This is a genomic window from Pseudomonas rossensis, assembly GCF_039888995.1.
Taxonomy (GTDB): Bacteria; Pseudomonadota; Gammaproteobacteria; order Pseudomonadales; family Pseudomonadaceae; genus Aquipseudomonas; species Aquipseudomonas rossensis.
Window position 1 is genome coordinate 118,786 of record NZ_JBBWCB010000003.1, and the last position, 14,624, is coordinate 133,409.

At 61.0% G+C, this 14,624-nt stretch carries 14 protein-coding genes and 4 pseudogenes; 6 read left to right on the forward strand and 12 right to left on the reverse strand.

What is annotated here, in order from left to right:
• Window positions 1-133: 133 nt before the first annotated feature.
• The 3 genes and pseudogenes from WLY71_RS02105 to WLY71_RS31225 form a co-directional block, all read right to left on the reverse strand.
• Complete coding sequence (locus tag WLY71_RS02105) at window positions 134-571, reverse strand: hypothetical protein (RefSeq protein ID WP_347802310.1); 438 nt, start codon at window positions 569-571, stop codon at window positions 134-136.
• Between the two features lie 112 nt (window positions 572-683).
• Window positions 684-1,451, reverse strand: coding sequence for a methyl-accepting chemotaxis protein (locus tag WLY71_RS31220; RefSeq protein WP_425589906.1), 768 nt, complete (start codon window positions 1,449-1,451; stop codon window positions 684-686).
• A 165-nt stretch (window positions 1,452-1,616) separates the two neighbouring features.
• Window positions 1,617-2,309: pseudogene (locus WLY71_RS31225) on the reverse strand (methyl-accepting chemotaxis protein); the annotation flags it as partial.
• Window positions 2,310-2,747: 438 nt separating this feature from the next.
• On the opposite strand from WLY71_RS31225, the gene WLY71_RS02115 reads away from it, so the two are divergent.
• The 3 genes and pseudogenes from WLY71_RS02115 to WLY71_RS02125 form a co-directional block, all read left to right on the forward strand.
• Window positions 2,748-3,770, forward strand: coding sequence for a transporter (locus WLY71_RS02115; protein WP_347802312.1), 1,023 nt, complete (start codon window positions 2,748-2,750; stop codon window positions 3,768-3,770).
• A 262-nt stretch (window positions 3,771-4,032) separates the two neighbouring features.
• Window positions 4,033-4,830, forward strand: a pseudogene (locus WLY71_RS02120) (inorganic phosphate transporter); the annotation flags it as partial.
• A 1-nt stretch (window position 4,831) separates the two neighbouring features.
• Window positions 4,832-4,978 (forward strand): annotated as a pseudogene (locus tag WLY71_RS02125) (SDR family oxidoreductase); the annotation flags it as partial.
• Window positions 4,979-5,087: 109 nt separating this feature from the next.
• Here the strand turns inward: WLY71_RS02125 and WLY71_RS02130 are convergent.
• On the reverse strand, window positions 5,088-5,525 hold the full coding sequence (locus tag WLY71_RS02130; RefSeq protein WP_347802313.1) for a multidrug/biocide efflux PACE transporter: 438 nt from the start codon (window positions 5,523-5,525) through the stop codon (window positions 5,088-5,090).
• A gap of 90 nt (window positions 5,526-5,615) precedes the next feature.
• Here WLY71_RS02130 and WLY71_RS02135 point away from each other — a divergent pair, with 90 nt between their 5' ends.
• Window positions 5,616-6,470 carry a LysR family transcriptional regulator gene (locus tag WLY71_RS02135; protein WP_283188928.1) on the forward strand — a complete coding sequence of 285 codons (855 nt, stop codon included), beginning with the start codon at window positions 5,616-5,618 and terminating at the stop codon, window positions 6,468-6,470.
• A gap of 118 nt (window positions 6,471-6,588) precedes the next feature.
• Here the strand turns inward: WLY71_RS02135 and WLY71_RS02140 are convergent.
• From WLY71_RS02140 to WLY71_RS02155, 4 genes and pseudogenes are all read right to left on the reverse strand, one after another.
• Window positions 6,589-6,990: pseudogene (locus WLY71_RS02140) on the reverse strand (RNA polymerase subunit sigma-24); the annotation flags it as partial.
• Window positions 6,978-7,127 (reverse strand): hypothetical protein, encoded by a 150-nt coding sequence (locus WLY71_RS02145; protein WP_347802314.1) that lies wholly within the window; start codon window positions 7,125-7,127, stop codon window positions 6,978-6,980. The gene WLY71_RS02145 and the pseudogene WLY71_RS02140, both read right to left, overlap by 13 nt.
• Complete coding sequence (locus WLY71_RS02150) at window positions 7,127-7,477, reverse strand: YciI family protein (RefSeq protein WP_347802315.1); 351 nt, start codon at window positions 7,475-7,477, stop codon at window positions 7,127-7,129. Before WLY71_RS02150 ends, WLY71_RS02145 begins: the two co-directional genes overlap by 1 nt.
• A gap of 80 nt (window positions 7,478-7,557) precedes the next feature.
• On the reverse strand, window positions 7,558-7,983 hold the full coding sequence (locus WLY71_RS02155) for a YybH family protein (RefSeq protein ID WP_008151160.1): 426 nt from the start codon (window positions 7,981-7,983) through the stop codon (window positions 7,558-7,560).
• Between the two features lie 140 nt (window positions 7,984-8,123).
• Here WLY71_RS02155 and WLY71_RS02160 point away from each other — a divergent pair, with 140 nt between their 5' ends.
• Together WLY71_RS02160 and WLY71_RS02165 are read left to right on the forward strand one after the other, a co-directional pair.
• Window positions 8,124-8,609 carry a GNAT family N-acetyltransferase gene (locus WLY71_RS02160; RefSeq protein ID WP_347802316.1) on the forward strand — a complete coding sequence of 162 codons (486 nt, stop codon included), beginning with the start codon at window positions 8,124-8,126 and terminating at the stop codon, window positions 8,607-8,609.
• A 7-nt stretch (window positions 8,610-8,616) separates the two neighbouring features.
• Window positions 8,617-9,222: a pyridoxamine 5'-phosphate oxidase family protein gene (locus WLY71_RS02165; protein ID WP_347802317.1), complete on the forward strand. Its 606-nt coding sequence runs from the start codon at window positions 8,617-8,619 to the stop codon at window positions 9,220-9,222.
• Between the two features lie 138 nt (window positions 9,223-9,360).
• On the opposite strand, the gene WLY71_RS02170 is transcribed toward WLY71_RS02165, so the two are convergent.
• From WLY71_RS02170 to kdpB, 4 genes are all read right to left on the reverse strand, one after another.
• Window positions 9,361-9,858, reverse strand: coding sequence for a GNAT family N-acetyltransferase (locus WLY71_RS02170; RefSeq protein ID WP_347802318.1), 498 nt, complete (start codon window positions 9,856-9,858; stop codon window positions 9,361-9,363).
• Window positions 9,859-10,264: 406 nt separating this feature from the next.
• Window positions 10,265-10,957, reverse strand: a complete 693-nt coding sequence (locus WLY71_RS02175) for a response regulator (protein WP_347802319.1) — start codon at window positions 10,955-10,957, stop codon at window positions 10,265-10,267.
• Window positions 10,954-13,647 carry a DUF4118 domain-containing protein gene (locus WLY71_RS02180; RefSeq protein ID WP_347802320.1) on the reverse strand — a complete coding sequence of 898 codons (2,694 nt, stop codon included), beginning with the start codon at window positions 13,645-13,647 and terminating at the stop codon, window positions 10,954-10,956. Before WLY71_RS02180 ends, WLY71_RS02175 begins: the two co-directional genes overlap by 4 nt.
• 54 nt (window positions 13,648-13,701) lie before the next feature.
• The coding region (gene kdpB / locus WLY71_RS02185; RefSeq protein WP_347802321.1) for a potassium-transporting ATPase subunit KdpB at window positions 13,702-14,624 on the reverse strand (923 nt) is incomplete at its 5' end.

A 14,624-nucleotide genomic window follows, 5' to 3' on the forward strand; every position in this document is an offset into this window, starting at 1 on the left:
CGCCATTGCGCTGACCCGATCATCAAGCCGTCAGGAATGCGTCCCGTCTACTGTCAGAACTAACAGGTACCTTCTGAATCAAGGGGTTTGAAGCGTCGAATCCGACCAACGGTCATGCCTGCTGAACGGAATATCAGGCCGAAGTGCTGACCAGCGATCCCGACGTGCTGGAACCGGACTCCTGCAACGCCTGCAACAACGCCGCCGTCGCGGTTTGCAACGAAGCCGACGTGGCCGCCATCTGCGACTGAGCCGCCGCGACGTCCGCCGCTTTGGCTTCGGCGCTTTCCTGTTTGGCCTGGGCCGCTTGCAGTTGCTGCTGTTCTTCCTGCAGTTGTTTTTGCAATTCGGCGATCTGCTTGCGCAGCTCTTTCACCGTATCGGATTCTTCGCTGCTGCTGGAACTGCTGCCGCTCGCCGCAGGGGCGCCGCCGGCGGATACCCTGGTGGTGTCGCTGGACGCCTCAGCGGTTGCCGTGACTGAGGTGTCTTCGGTGCTGTCGCTGAGGGCAGTCTTGTTCGAAGCCGTCGAGGCCGTCTGGGTGATCGAAACGGAAGTGATGCTGACCATGGCGGTTTTCCATTGGGTTTATGGGATTACCGTGATCATCGACATCGACACTGCGGACTTGAGATCGACTGTGTACCGACTCGGTAAACAAACCGGTACACGGTCATTCCCGTTACGCGCTTAAACGCGCCGTCACTTCATTCAACTGCCCCGACAACCCGTGCAGGTTGTGACTGGCCGCTTCGGTGCGTTGCACATTGTCCAGGTTGGTACTGGCGATGCTGGTGATTTCGGTGAGGTTGCGCGAGATGTCTTCGGCGACCGAAGTCTGCTCTTCAGCGGCGGTGGCGATCTGGCGGTTCATGTCGCGGATGGCTTCCACGGCAAGGGTGATGCGCTCCAGCATGGCGCCGGCCTGGGTCACTTGCTCGACACTTTCTTCACTGCGCGACTGACCGCTTTCAATGGCCTGGGCCGCATCCACCGCACCGGTTTGCACGGTTTGGATGATCTGGTTGATTTCGATGATCGACGCCGCCGTACGCTGGGCCAGGCTGCGCACTTCATCGGCCACCACCGCGAAACCGCGCCCGGCTTCACCGGCACGGGCCGCTTCGATGGCGGCGTTGAGCGCCAGCAGATTGGTCTGCTCGGCGATGCCGCGAATCACTTCCAGTACCTTGCCGATGCGCCCGCTGTCGGTTTCCAGACGACGGATGACCGTGGCGGTATTGGCAATTTCGCCGCGCATTTGGGTGATGGTGTGGATGGTGCCCTGCATGACCTTTTCGCCCTGCTGGGCGGACTGGTCGGCATCGTCGGCGGCACGTGCCGCATCGGCTGCGTGACGCGCGACTTCTTGCGCGGTAGCGGACATTTCGTTCATCGCCGTGGCCACCTGATCGGTGCGGTTGAACTGCTCGTTAGTGCCGCTGGCCATCAGGGTGGCGATGGAATTCAGCTCACCGCTGGCGCTGTCCAGATCCTTGGCGCTGCGCTGCAAACGGTTGAAGGTTTCGGCGAGGAAATCGCGCAAGGTGTTGGCGGCTACCGCCAACTTGCCCAACTCGTCCTGACGGCTGCTGGCCACGCGTTCGGCAAACTTGCCCTGGCTGAGTTGCGCCACGTACTCGATCAGTTTGCGAATCGGTTCCACCAGGTTGCGGTTGACCAGCCACAGGCTCAACAACCCGATCAACAGACCCGAGGCGAGCATCACTATGATCCCCAGCAACACGGTGCGGTCGGCGTCGGCGCTGATCAGCTTCGATTGCTCGGCACCCTGCTTGCGCAAGTCGCTGACCAACTCGCTCATCTGATCGCTGGTCGCGCGGTCCACACCTTTGACCGCTGTGTCGCCAACCGTTGGGTCGGCGCCTGCCGCCACGTAGGCGTCACGGCCCTTCTGATAGGCCGCGCCCAACAGGCGATGTTCGTCACGCAGGCGTTCGATGCGAGTCTTGAGTTGTGGCTCGATACCCTTCTGCCCGGCCAGTTCACCGAGGATGCCCTGCACATCGCGCTGACGGTCTTCGAATTGCTTCCAGTATTTGTCCAGGTCCGCAGGCCGCTTGCCGCGTAGGAGAACGTTTTTCCATTCCTGAACCTGCACCTTGAATTGCAAGTTGGCTTCATCGATCAATTGCGAGGTGTGCAACGGGCCTTCGATCAGATTCGCGTAGTTCTGAACACCGCTGGACAGAAAGTGAAAGCAGGCCAGGGCGATCAACAACATGGCCAACAGGCTGCCGCTCAACAAGGCGAGGATTTGTGCTCTCAGGGATTTTTGCAAAAACATCGAGTGATCTCATGACAGGGATGAGGCACGCCCGGCAGGCGTGCAAGGTGTCCGGACATCCCTGTCAGCAACGCTGGCCCAAGACCGCATCGCGAAATTCAACATCAGCATCATCGGCGCGCCAGAACTATTCTTGAGCGCTTCCGACCACCGGTAGAGGTGAATTTGTGGCGCCATGGGACTGTCACAAAACGGTCAAAGACCCTTGCGATGATGCGGCTCAAGTGAACCTGTGAAACCCGCCGTAACGCGACCTGTAGCAGCTGGCGAAGCCTGCGTTCGGCTGCGCAGCAGTCGCGAAATCAGACTTTGCGTTTCCAAAGGAAGACCGCGTGCTCAAGCTTGACGACTGCTACGTCCGAACGCGGCCCGAACCGAACGCAGGCTTCGCCAGCTGCTACACATAGCGACCGACAGCACCTCCTTCAGCGAGACCTCATGAACCACAGCATCGACCAAAGCCATCGCGACACGGACCTGTTCGGTCTGCTGTACGGTTTCAGTTTTCGCCCCGGCGAGGGCGGCCGGGAGCTCGATTCGGCCAAGGCCTTGCAGTGCCTGCAACAACCCGGCGACAACGACGAATTTCTCTGGCTGCACCTGAATCTGGCCCACGCCGCATGCGAGCGCTGGATGAAAAGCCATCTGGAATTGCCCGACGAATTTTTCGAAGCGCTGCATGAGGGCTCCCGTTCGACGCGCATCGAGCATGTGGATTCGGCGTTGCTGGCGGTGGTCAACGACGTGGTGTTCAACCTCAGCAGCATGGTCTCGTCCGATGTTTCAACGCTGTGGGTCTGCGCCCGCAGTCGGCTGATCATCAGCGCACGCCTGCAACCGCTGCACTCGGTGGACAAGCTGCGCTCGTCGGTGAAGGCCGGTGAATGCTTTCGCTCGCCGCTGGAATTGCTGGTGCATCTGCTGCGCGATCAGGGCGAAGTGCTGACCCAGATCGTGCGCAAGACCAGCCTCAGTGTCGATCAGATCGAAGATGAGTTGCTGTCCTCGCGGCTGTCGACCAATCGGGCTGAGCTGGGTGCCAACCGACGGGTGCTGGTGCGCCTGCAACGCTTGTTGGCGCTGGAACCGGGCTCGTTGCTGCGCCTGCTCAATCGCCCGCCGCAGTGGTTGCAGAAGGAAGACGTCAAGGAGCTGCGCAAGTCCACCGAGGAGTTCGCGCTGATCATCAACGACCTCACGGCGCTGGGCGAACGGATCAAGCTGTTGCAGGAAGAAATCGCCGCCAACCTCAACGAACAGAGCAACCGCACGCTGTTCACCCTGACCGTGGTGACGGTGCTGGCGTTGCCGATCAACATCATCGCCGGGTTCTTTGGCATGAACGTCGGTGGGGTGCCGCTTTCCGGCGACCCGGAAGGGTTCTGGATTCTGGTGGCATTGGTCGCGACGTTTACCGTGATCGCGGGGCGTTGGGCGTTTCGTAAGCGCCAGGATTATTAAGATCAAAAGATCGCAGCCTCGTTTCACTCGACAGCTCCTACAGGGTTGCGCATTCCAAATGTAGGAGCTGTCGAGTGAAACGAGGCTGCGATCATGACCGACACCCCTTTCCTCCTCAGGATTTTCCTTCACCGCCGCCCAGGCGCCCGCCAATAGCGCCAAACCGCAACTCGATAAAAAGCCCGGCCTGCTGACCATCGTGTTTTTCTTCGCTGTGCTGGGCAGCGGGCTGTTGTTCACGGCCTACAGCCTGATGCACGACATGAACGAACTCGGCACCGTGGTGACCACCTGGACGCCGTTTCTGCTGTTGGGCGTGGCGCTGCTGATTGCCCTCGGCTTTGAATTCGTCAACGGTTTCCACGACACCGCCAACGCCGTGGCCACGGTGATTTACACCAACTCCTTGCCGCCGAATTTCGCAGTGGCCTGGTCCGGGTTCTTCAACTTCCTCGGGGTGCTGCTGTCCAGCGGCGCGGTTCTGCAAGTCGGTTCCTCCGCCGGTTTCGCGATGATCTTCGCCCTGTTAATCGCCGCGATCCTGTGGAACCTCGGCCCGTGGTGGTTGGGCTTGCCGGCGTCTTCGTCGCACACCCTGATTGGCTCGATCATCGGGGTCGGCGTGGCCAATGCCCTGATGCACGGTCGCGACGGCACCAGCGGCGTGGACTGGGCACAGGCGACCAAAGTCGGCTACGCGCTGTTGAAAGGCATGGGCCTGATCATGCTGATTCTGGTCGGCACGCTGCCGATGGCTTACGCACTGAACCGCACCATGCCGGCGGACCAGGCACTGCAGTTTGCCGCCGTGGCCGAAGTCACCCAGCAAGCGCTGGTCAAAAGTGCGCCGCTGCCAGCGCCCGCCGACCCGCGTCCGGTGCTGTCCAAATACGTGCGCAGCAAGGAAGCCACGCCGCAACTGATCCCCGCCCTCGCCGCATTGACCGGCAATATCGGGAACGAAGTGAAGGGCTACGGCTCGCTCTCAAAGGTCCCGGCCGAGGCCATGGGCAACGTGCGTAACGACATGTACCTGACCAGCGAAACCATTCGCCTGATGGCTGAACAGCTACGTCGCCGGCAATACCGCGTTGGGGCGCGTTGGTCAGCCTGACGACATCGGCGCCGCGATTGCGCTGCTGCTGGCGCCGGGCAGTCAGTGGATCAACGGGCAGCGCGTGGAAGCGTCGGGTGGGATGTTTTTGTAAACGCCATCAAGATCAAAAGATCGCAGCCTCGTTTCACTCGACAGCTCCTACAGGGATCGCATTCCAATGTAGGAGCTGTCGAGTGAAACGAGGCTGCGATCTTTTGCTTTTATCCCGAGACAGCCTGGCGCATCACCACCCGCTCACGCACCACGTCATAGACCCAGTGATAAACGTAGGTGTACGGCAGGAAAAACAGCAGCACGCCGACATCCAGCAGGAACGCTTGCCACAGGCTGACCTTCAACCACCAGGCAATCAACGGCACACCCACCGCGACCAGACCGCCTTCGAACAACAGCGCATGGACAACACGTACCCACGCGCTGTGCACGATGCCGTAGTGTTTGAGCGCACGGTCGAACAATCCGTTGAAGACCACGTTCCAGGCCAGGGCAAGTGCCGCGATAGCCATGGTCACGACGCCCATGTCGAGCATCGGTTTGTCCATGATCCACGCCAGCAACGGGGTACAGATCAGGATGGCCAACAATTCGAAACCAATGGCCTGGAAAATACGTTCAGTAATGGATTTGTTGGCGCTCATGGCCAGACTCCTCTGAGTGACTGTGGTTGCCATGATCCTTCTTCACACCGATACTTCATAACCAATAACCATCGGTCAAGGCGATAGTTCATGGCCTCTCAAGAAGTGTTGCAGGCCTTCGTTCAGGCAGCGACTCAAGGCTCGTTTTCCGCCGCGGCGCGCAAACTGGGCCGCAGTCAGTCGACTATCAGCGCCGCCGTGGCCAGCCTTGAAATCGACTTGAACCTGACTCTGTTCGACCGCAGCAGCCGCAAACCGAGCCTGACCCCGGCCGGGCACGTGATGCTGCAACGGGCCGAGGAAATCCTGGCCGCCACCAGCCGACTGGAAATGACCGCCAGCCAACTGTCCCAAGGGGTCGAGCCGAAGCTGACCGTGGCGATTTCCGACACGTATCAGTCCGACCGATTCGAAGCGGCGCTCAGTGCCTTCGAGCAGCGCTATCCGGATCTGGAACTTGAATGCCTGATCGCCGAGTGCGATGACCTGGTGGCCTTGGTGCAACGGGGTCGGGCACATGTGGCTTTCGCCGAAAAACAAGACAGTTACCCGCCGGACCTGGTCAGTTCGACCGTGGAAGAACGGACCGAGATTGCCCTGTTCGTGTCCCGCGAGCATCCGTTGGCGGCGCTGAGCCACATCGATCAGGATGTGTTGCAACAACACCGGGAGCTGCGCCTGGCGACGATCGTCAATCCGTATGAAAGCCGGGCAAAGGGGCGCGTCTGGTCGGCGCCGAGTTATCTGATGCTGCTGGAAATGGCCCAGGGCGGATTCGGCTGGGCGCCATTGCCCCGGTGGCTGGTGGAGCGGTTTGGGCCAGGGACGTTGCAGGAACTGGACGTACGCGGCTGGCCGAAACCGGTGTTCGTCGATGCGCTGTGGTCGCGGCTGCATCCGCCAGGGCCGGCGGGGAGTTGGTTGCTGGGCAAGATGCTGGAATAGCGGTGCTGCCATTCGCGAGCAGGCTCGCTCCCACATTGAATTTGTGCACGCCACAGATCCCTGTGGGAGCGGCGGTGCGGCGATCCGACTTGCCCGCGATGGGGCCGGCGAATTCACCTTATTGTAAAACCCTGATCCGGGCCTCGATAAACCGCCGTTCCGGCACTTGCTGCGTCAACTCCAACGCCCGCTCATAAGCCGCCCGCGCCTCCTCAACCCTTCCCAACTGCCGACAAAACTCCGCCCGCGCCGCGTGCGCCAAGTGGTAATCCAGCAAATCACCCCGCGCCAGAATCCCTTCAACCAACGTCAGCCCCGCCAACGGCCCATCCCGTTTGGAGATCGCCGCCGCACGGTTCAATTCGATCACTGGCGAAGGCGCCGCCCGCAACAGCACGTCATACAGACCCACAATCTCCAGCCAGTCCGTTTCCGCCGCCGTGGGCGCTTCGGCATGCGACGCCGCAATCGCCGCTTGCAGGCTGTAAGGCCCGAAGCGCCGGGTTGTCAGCGCTCGACCGCGACGAAAAACGCCTCGTGCAAGGCTTCTTCGGCGAGGTCGAAATCGCCAAGTAAACGGATCAGGGTCGCCAGAATCCGCCGTGACTCTTCGCGGTAAACCTGCTCGACCTGTGCCCGTACCGACTCGACAGACATCAGGCGCCGGGATTCAACTGGCGAACGGGACGCACCTCGACACAGCCGACCCGGGCCGCCGGAATGTTGCCGGCGACCTGGAGGGCTTCATTGAGGTCTTTGGCATCGATCAGGTAGAAGCCGGCCAATTGCTCCTTGGTTTCGGCGAACGGACCGTCGGTGATCGACATTTTCCCGTTGCGCATCCGCACCGTGGTCGCGGTCTGCACCGATTCCAGCGCCTCGGCGGCGACCATTCGGCCGCTGCCCTGGATCGACTCGGCATAGGCCATGCATTCAGCGTCATTCGGGCTTTCGGGCAGCGAGTGCAACTCGTGCTCGTTGCTGTAGACCAAGCATAAATACTTCATGGGGCTCTCCTGAATCGAACGGATCAACTATGGCTGCAGATTGACACTTTCGCGACATTCCCGACGAATCAGCACGACGCTCACGGTTCCAGGTTGAACAGCACCGTGCCGCTCATCATGTCGAACGGGGCCGACCAGTGTTCGTGGACGATGCGCCATTGCCCATCGTCGCGCCGATAGCAGGCGGTCACGCGCATCCAGCAGGCCTGGGTCTCGCCCTTCTCGTTGGTGCCGCCGCAATGGGCCAGCCAATGGGCGAAGGCGATGTGCTCGTCTGCCACGATGTTCATATGGTCGAAATCAAACTTGTGTGCGCCCTGGCACATTTCCATGCATTCCTGCCAATGCGCGCGGTAGGCGGCCTTGCCCCGAAATTGCAGGGCCTTGACCGCGTCGTAGGAGACGATGTCCTCGGCATACAGGGGCATGAGTTTCTCGACATCCTTGGCGATGACCGCCTGACGATAGGTGTCGATCAGGGTCTGGATTTCGTGGGTAGCGTTCATGGTGGTTCTCCGTGGTTTTTGTTGTGAAGACACCCTTAGTCGTCTGGCGAAAAGCCAAATCGACAGCCGAAATAAAAATAATCCATGGACGCAAACTCGTTAGAATTCGAAACACATTTTGTTGGAAAAAGGACACTCCAGTGACAGCCCGACTCGTGCCTTACGACAGCCTGAACGCGCTCCAGCGCCAGCAGGTCGAGGCCATTGAAGTTCACAAAGAACAAATCAGGTTCTCCGGCGACATTCACGGTGCGTTGCACACCTTGCTGTCCAAACCCGGCCCCGGCGTCAAAGGATTTGCGCTACTGGTCGAAGATGTTCCCGTGGCCTTTCTGCTGCTCAAACGCCCGCCCGTATTGCCAGCGTGGGCCGATGAACACAGCGCTACCCTGCATGCGCTGCAAGTCGATCATCGGACTCAGGGCAAAGGCTATGGCAAGGCCTGCCTGCAAGCCCTGCCCGACTTGGCGCGTCAGGCGTTTCCGGAAATAAAGGGACTGGAGTTGTCGGTGGATGCGGATAACGCATCGGCCATCGCGCTTTACGCAAAATTCGGCTGGGTCGACAGCGGCGAAGCCTACAGGGGCAGGATCGGTTACGAACGGCGCATGGGTCTGATTTTCTGAGGTGGTTATGCTCAACAGCATCGAAGAACTGGAAGCCCTCTACGGCCAACCCCACGACCGCGCCGTGCGCAAGCAGATCCCCTTTCTGAACGAGGACTATCAGGCGATGGTCCGCGCCTCGCCGTTGGTGATCATCAGCTCGGTGGGGCCTGACGGGATGGACGGTTCGCCACGGGGTGACACACCGGGTTTCGTGCGGATCATTGATGAACGCACCCTGGCGATCCCGGATCGGCCGGGCAACAACCGCATCGACACCTTGCGCAACGTCGTGCTCGATTCGCGGGTGTCGCTGTTGTTCATCATTCCCGGGATTGGCGAAACGTTGCGGGTTAACGGCACGGCACAGATCAGCGCCGAAGCTGGGTTGCTGGAGAGCTTCGCGGTGAACGGAAAACCAGCGCGTACGGTGATGCTGGTAACGGTGGAAGCAGCATACTTCCACTGTTCCAAGGCCATCGTTCGTTCGGATTTATGGAACCCTGAGAAACATCTGGAGCGCTCGGCGCTGCCGACGGCGGGTGCGTTTCACAAGCGGTTGAACGATGGGCAGTTCGATGCCGAGACGTATGACCGGGAAGCGCCGGCCAGAGTGCGCGACAGCCTCTACTGACACGACGACTAACCAATGTGGGAGCGAGCTTGCTCGCGATGGCGGTCTGACAACCGACAGCTTTGTTGAATGTTATGCCGCCATCGCGAGCACGCTCGCTCCCACAGGTGTTCTGCGGTGTTCGAGAGATTGTTGTGGTTACAACTCCAACTCCATCTCATGCCACGCCATCCCGCCGTGGTCAGACGCTGAAGGCTTGATGTAGGCAAACCCGAACCCGGCATACAGCGGAATGTGTCGCTCCTTGCACATCAGATGGATGTTGGTCTTGCCCAGTGCGCGCATCCGCTCGATGAATTCGCCCATCAACCGTTTCGCCAGCCCCTGCCCCTGAAAATCCGGATGCACCACCACCGACATGATCACCACGTGCGGGCCGGCCGGGTCGTGGCCGATCAGTTCCTTGAACGCCTCGTCCGACATTTCTACCTGAAACGCCGCACCGGAATTGATGAAACCGGCTACAACGCCATCGACTTCGGCCACGATGAAACCTTCGGGCCAGGTGGCAATGCGCGTGGCGATCTTTTCGCGAGTAGCAGCTTCGTCGCCTTCGTAGGCAACGGTTTCGATGGTGTAGCAGCGGTCCAGATCAGCAGGCTGGACGTTTCGGATGACAGGGTTCGACGAGTTCATGGCGCAGCGCAGACCTTGGGGCAAGTGAGATGACAGGATAACGCTCGCCGATTCTAGCAATACTTGCTTGCTCTCGAACGCCCGATACCCACCTCTCGTATGAAGTGCATAGGGTTCAAGGACGGCGCCGTAAAGCTTTCATATAACCGCTATCCAAGGCCCCGGGTTCGTATTATCTATTTGTGTCTCGACGATTGATGACGCCCAGCCACGGCAGGTTGAGCGCTCCTCGTCCCACCCACAGGACTTTGATCATGAGCACGACGCAAATCGGCCTACTCGTGTTGTTCAGCATTTCTTCGTTCGGTTTCATCACGCTGTACATCGATTTCCTGCACGAGCGCCGGATCAAGAAAGACAAGTGAGCGACACACGGCCAGGCGCTGCTGCCAGCGCCCGCCGTGCTTTACAGCCCCACCAGGCGATAACCTACCTGCAATTCGGTGATGAAATGCTGCGGCTGGGCCGCATCGGCCTCCAGTTTTTGCCGCAAGTGCGCCATGTGCACCCGCAGATAGTGAGCACGATCGACGTAATCCAGGCCCCACACTTCCAACAGTAGCTGGCGATGGGTCATGACCCGACCTTGTCCGCGAATCAGCGCGCAAAGCAAGCGATACTCGATGGGTGTCAGATGGACCGATTGGCCCTCGCGCCGGACCTCGTGCGTGGCCAGGTCCACGTCGATCATGCCGAAGGTCACCTTGCTGGTGACCGCGGCGGTCCCGTTCTGCACATGCCGACGTAACTGGGCGCGAATACGCGCGAGCAGCTCGGGCACGCCGAAGGGCTTGACCAGATAATCGTCCGCCCCCGCATCCAGTGCCGCCACTTTTTCCTCTTCACGATCACGGGCCGACAGCACCAGAATCGGCACCGTCATCCAGCCCCGCAACTCACTGATCAATTGTTTGCCGTCACCGTCGGGCAAGCCCAGATCGACAATCACCAGATCCGGTTGACGGCTGGCGGCGTGGATCAGGGCGCGTTTGACGTTGTCGGCCTCGAACACCTGAAAACCTTCGTCCTGCAGCGCGATACCGATGAAACGGCGGATGTTGGCCTCGTCCTCGACAATGAGGATGCGTGCACTGGTCATAGCGATTCCATGGAAGGCGGATGACCCGCCGGTAGAGTGATGACAAAGCGGATGCCCGAGATGGCCTGAGGCTGAGCCTCGATCGTTGCGCCATGGGCCTGGACAATCCGTTTTGCCAACGCCAGCCCAAGGCCGATGCCGGCAACGGCCGACTCCTGCTGACCCCGGGTGAACGGTTCGAACAAGCTCTGAGGCGTGCTGCCCTGAGGACAACCGGGACCGGCGTCGATCACCTCCAGCACAATGCTGTCCTCCTCTTGCCGGGCCACAACCTGCACCAGCGTTCCGGCCGGGGTGTACTTGGCGGCGTTGTCCAGCAGGTTGACCAGCACGCGCTCGATCAACAGCGCATCGACTTCCACCAACGGCAACAGCGGCGACAGGGCGGTGCGCACCACATGCCGCGCCAATGGCTCGCGCAGTTGACGCAAAGCGCTGCCGACAATTTCCTCCAGTGAGTGCCATTGCAGGTTGAGGCGCACACCGCGTTCCTGCATTCGGGCCATGTCCAACAGGTTTTCGATCAACCGCTGCATGGAGCTGGCCTGATCGCGAATACCGCCCAGCAACTGGGTCAGCGGTCCGGGCGGCGCATGGGGCGCCGCTGCGTCTGCCGCGCCGATTATGGTGGTCAGCGGCGTGCGCAGGTCATGAGAGATCGCGGCCAGCAGGGTATTGCGCATGCGCTCGCCCTCCATCTGCACCAGGGTGCTTTGCGCCACTTCGACGAAATGCACCCGTTCCAGCGCGATCGCCAGTTGGCTCATGCAGGCCTCGAGCAAACGCTGCTCTTCAGGCTCGTTCAACCGCTCGGGTTCAGCCAGCTCCAGCACCAACACTCCGCGCACGCGCATAGGCGCCTTCAACGGCAAATAGCGGCCTTGAGCAGCCGCCAGCGTATTGGTGCCCTGGCCGGCGGGTTGGCCATGGTCGTAAACCCATTGGGCAATGCTTTCATCGATCGGGAATGCACCGGCGCCACGAGCGTGGACACTGTCGGCGGCGTCCGGCAGTGTCAGCCCGACCCGCGCTTCAAACACGCCGCTGAAGGTGCGCAGCGCCACCTCCGTGATCTGCTCCACCGTCAGCGCCGCCGACAAGTCGCGAGCCAACCTGGCCAACGACGTCGCGCGCCGCTCACGTCCGGCAGCGGTGCTAGCCTCATGACGCAAGCGTGCCGTGAGCTGCCCGGTGATCAACGCAATACCCAGCATCAGGGCGAAGGTAAAGAAGTACTGGGTATCGTTGACCGTGAACGACCAGCGTGGCTGGACGAAAAAGAAATCAAAACACAGCACCGCCAGCATCGCCGCCCAGACACCCGGCCCTCGCCCAAAGCGCAAGGCGACCAGCACCACCGTGAGCAAAAACAGCATGACCACGTTGGCCAGGTCAAACACCTGCAACAGCAACGCGGCTACCGCCGTGGCAGCAAAACAGGCCAGGCTGGCCCACAGATAAGCCGGAGCCCTGCTGGGCGGCAGCGCGGCATCAGTGTTCACCGCAACCGCAACCACGACGGGCAACGGGCCATGGGCGATGACAATCTGATCGATCTCGGGATGGCGACGGCTGATGCGGTCACTGACCGACTGGTGCCAAAACTGCCAGACCTTGCGCGGGTAATGCCCGAGCACCAGCCGGTTGGCGTTGTGCTCACGAGCAAACGCTACCAAGGCCTCGGCCACGTCCATGCCCGACAGCGTGGCCGTATCGGCACCGAATTCGGCGGCCAGTGCCAAGGTCTTCATGGCGGCGGCATAGCGGTGCGCACCCGCGCCACGTCGCTGCACCGAAGGCACATGAACGACAATCCAGTCGGCCTCAAGTTTTTGTGCCAGACGCGCCGCTTCACGAACCAGACGTTCATCCGAAGGGTGCCCTGCCACGCCAACCAGTAAACGCTCGCGCGCGGGCCAAAGTGAGTTGATGGACCGCTCGCGGCGATAGTCGCGCATCTGCGCATCGACGCGATCAGCGGTACGCCGCAACGCCAGCTCGCGCAAGGCCAGCAAGTTGCCCTTGCGAAAGAAATGCCGGGACGCGCGCTCGGCCTGGGGCGGCAGGTAGACCTTGCCTTCCTTGAGACGGCGCAGCAGGTCATCGGGTGGCAGGTCGATCACCACCACTTCATGGGCACCGTCGAACAGATGATCGGGCACGGTCTCGCGCACCCGGATGCCGATGATCCCGCTGACGATATCGTTGAGACTTTCCAGGTGCTGGACATTGAGGGTGGTCCAGACGTCGATGCCGGCGCGCAGCAGTTCTTCGACATCCTGCCAGCGCTTGGGGTGACGCGAACCGGGAACGTTGCTGTGGGCCAATTCATCCACCAGCAGCACCGCCGGACGCCGCGCCAGCGCGGCATCCAGATCGAACTCGCTGAGGGCACACTCGCGATGCATCACGTTATAGCGCGGCAGCAGTTCCAGACCGGCGAGCAGTTCCGCGGTTTCCCGGCGGCCATGGGTTTCTATCACGCCAGCCACCAGGTCACGGCCCTGGGTCACTTCGCGTTGGGCCGCGGTGAGCATCGCGCAGGTTTTCCCCACCCCGGCGTTGGAACCGAAATAGATGCGCAGTTTCCCACGCAGGGCGGCCTGTTCGTCCTGTTGCAGCTTCTCCAACAGCGCATCGGGATAAGGGCGGCCGTCTCGTGAAGCGGTGAACGTATCAATAACGGGCATGGCAATCCTTTTGAACTGCACGACGCCATACACGGCGCCGTGCAGTCAGTCCTTTCAAACCAGGCCGAGCCCGGCCAACAGCATGTCGATCACCTTGATCCCCGCGAACGGCACCAGCACGCCACCCAGGCCATAGATCAGCAGGTTGCGATTGAGCAACGCCGCCGCGCCGATGGCTCGGTAGGTCACGCCCTTGAGCGCCAGCGGGATCAGAAACACGATGATCAAGGCATTGAAGATCACCGCGCTGAGAATCGCCGAGTTCGGGCTGCTCAGGTGCATCACGTTCAGTGCGCCCAGTTGCGGGTAGGTCGCGACGAATGCGGCCGGTACGATAGCAAAATACTTGGCCACATCGTTGGCCACGCTGAAGGTGGTCAACGCGCCGCGCGTCATGAGCATCTGTTTGCCGACTTCAACCACTTCGATCAGCTTGGTCGGGTTGCTGTCCAGATCGACCATGTTGCCCGCTTCCTTGGCGGCCTGAGTACCACTGTTCATGGCCACCGCCACGTCTGCCTGAGCCAGTGCCGGCGCATCGTTGGTGCCGTCTCCGGTCATGGCCACCAGCTTGCCCTGGGCCTGGTAGTCGCGGATCAGTTGTAGCTTGTCTTCCGGCCGAGCCTCGGCGAGAAAATCGTCAACCCCGGCTTCAACCGCAATCGCTGCCGCCGTCAGGCGGTTGTCGCCGGTGATCATGACGGTCTTGATCCCCATGCGCCGCAGTTCGGCAAAGCGCTCCTTGATACCCCCCTTGACCACGTCCTTGAGCTCCACTACGCCCAATGCCTGTTGGCCATCACACACAACCAGCGGTGTGCTGCCGCGACGCGAGACTTCATCGACCCTGGCCTGCAACGCGGACGGGAAGCTGCCGCCCAGCGCCTCGATGTGCAGGCGAATGGCATCTGCCGCACCCTTGCGGATGCTCCGGCCACCGGCCAGATCGACGCCGCTCATGCGGGTTTGCGCGGTGA

Coding starts and splice junctions, on each gene's coding strand:
- WLY71_RS02105 (WP_347802310.1), bottom strand. CDS start 571: ATGGTCAGCATCACTTCCGTTTCGATCACCCAGACGGCCTCGACGGCT.
- WLY71_RS31220 (WP_425589906.1), bottom strand. CDS start 1,451: ATGGCCAGCGGCACTAACGAGCAGTTCAACCGCACCGATCAGGTGGCC.
- WLY71_RS02115 (WP_347802312.1), top strand. CDS start 2,748: ATGAACCACAGCATCGACCAAAGCCATCGCGACACGGACCTGTTCGGT.
- WLY71_RS02130 (WP_347802313.1), bottom strand. CDS start 5,525: ATGAGCGCCAACAAATCCATTACTGAACGTATTTTCCAGGCCATTGGT.
- WLY71_RS02135 (WP_283188928.1), top strand. CDS start 5,616: ATGGCCTCTCAAGAAGTGTTGCAGGCCTTCGTTCAGGCAGCGACTCAA.
- WLY71_RS02145 (WP_347802314.1), bottom strand. CDS start 7,127: ATGTCTGTCGAGTCGGTACGGGCACAGGTCGAGCAGGTTTACCGCGAA.
- WLY71_RS02150 (WP_347802315.1), bottom strand. CDS start 7,477: ATGAAGTATTTATGCTTGGTCTACAGCAACGAGCACGAGTTGCACTCG.
- WLY71_RS02155 (WP_008151160.1), bottom strand. CDS start 7,983: ATGAACGCTACCCACGAAATCCAGACCCTGATCGACACCTATCGTCAG.
- WLY71_RS02165 (WP_347802317.1), top strand. CDS start 8,617: ATGCTCAACAGCATCGAAGAACTGGAAGCCCTCTACGGCCAACCCCAC.
- WLY71_RS02170 (WP_347802318.1), bottom strand. CDS start 9,858: ATGAACTCGTCGAACCCTGTCATCCGAAACGTCCAGCCTGCTGATCTG.
- WLY71_RS02175 (WP_347802319.1), bottom strand. CDS start 10,957: ATGACCAGTGCACGCATCCTCATTGTCGAGGACGAGGCCAACATCCGC.
- WLY71_RS02180 (WP_347802320.1), bottom strand. CDS start 13,647: ATGCCCGTTATTGATACGTTCACCGCTTCACGAGACGGCCGCCCTTAT.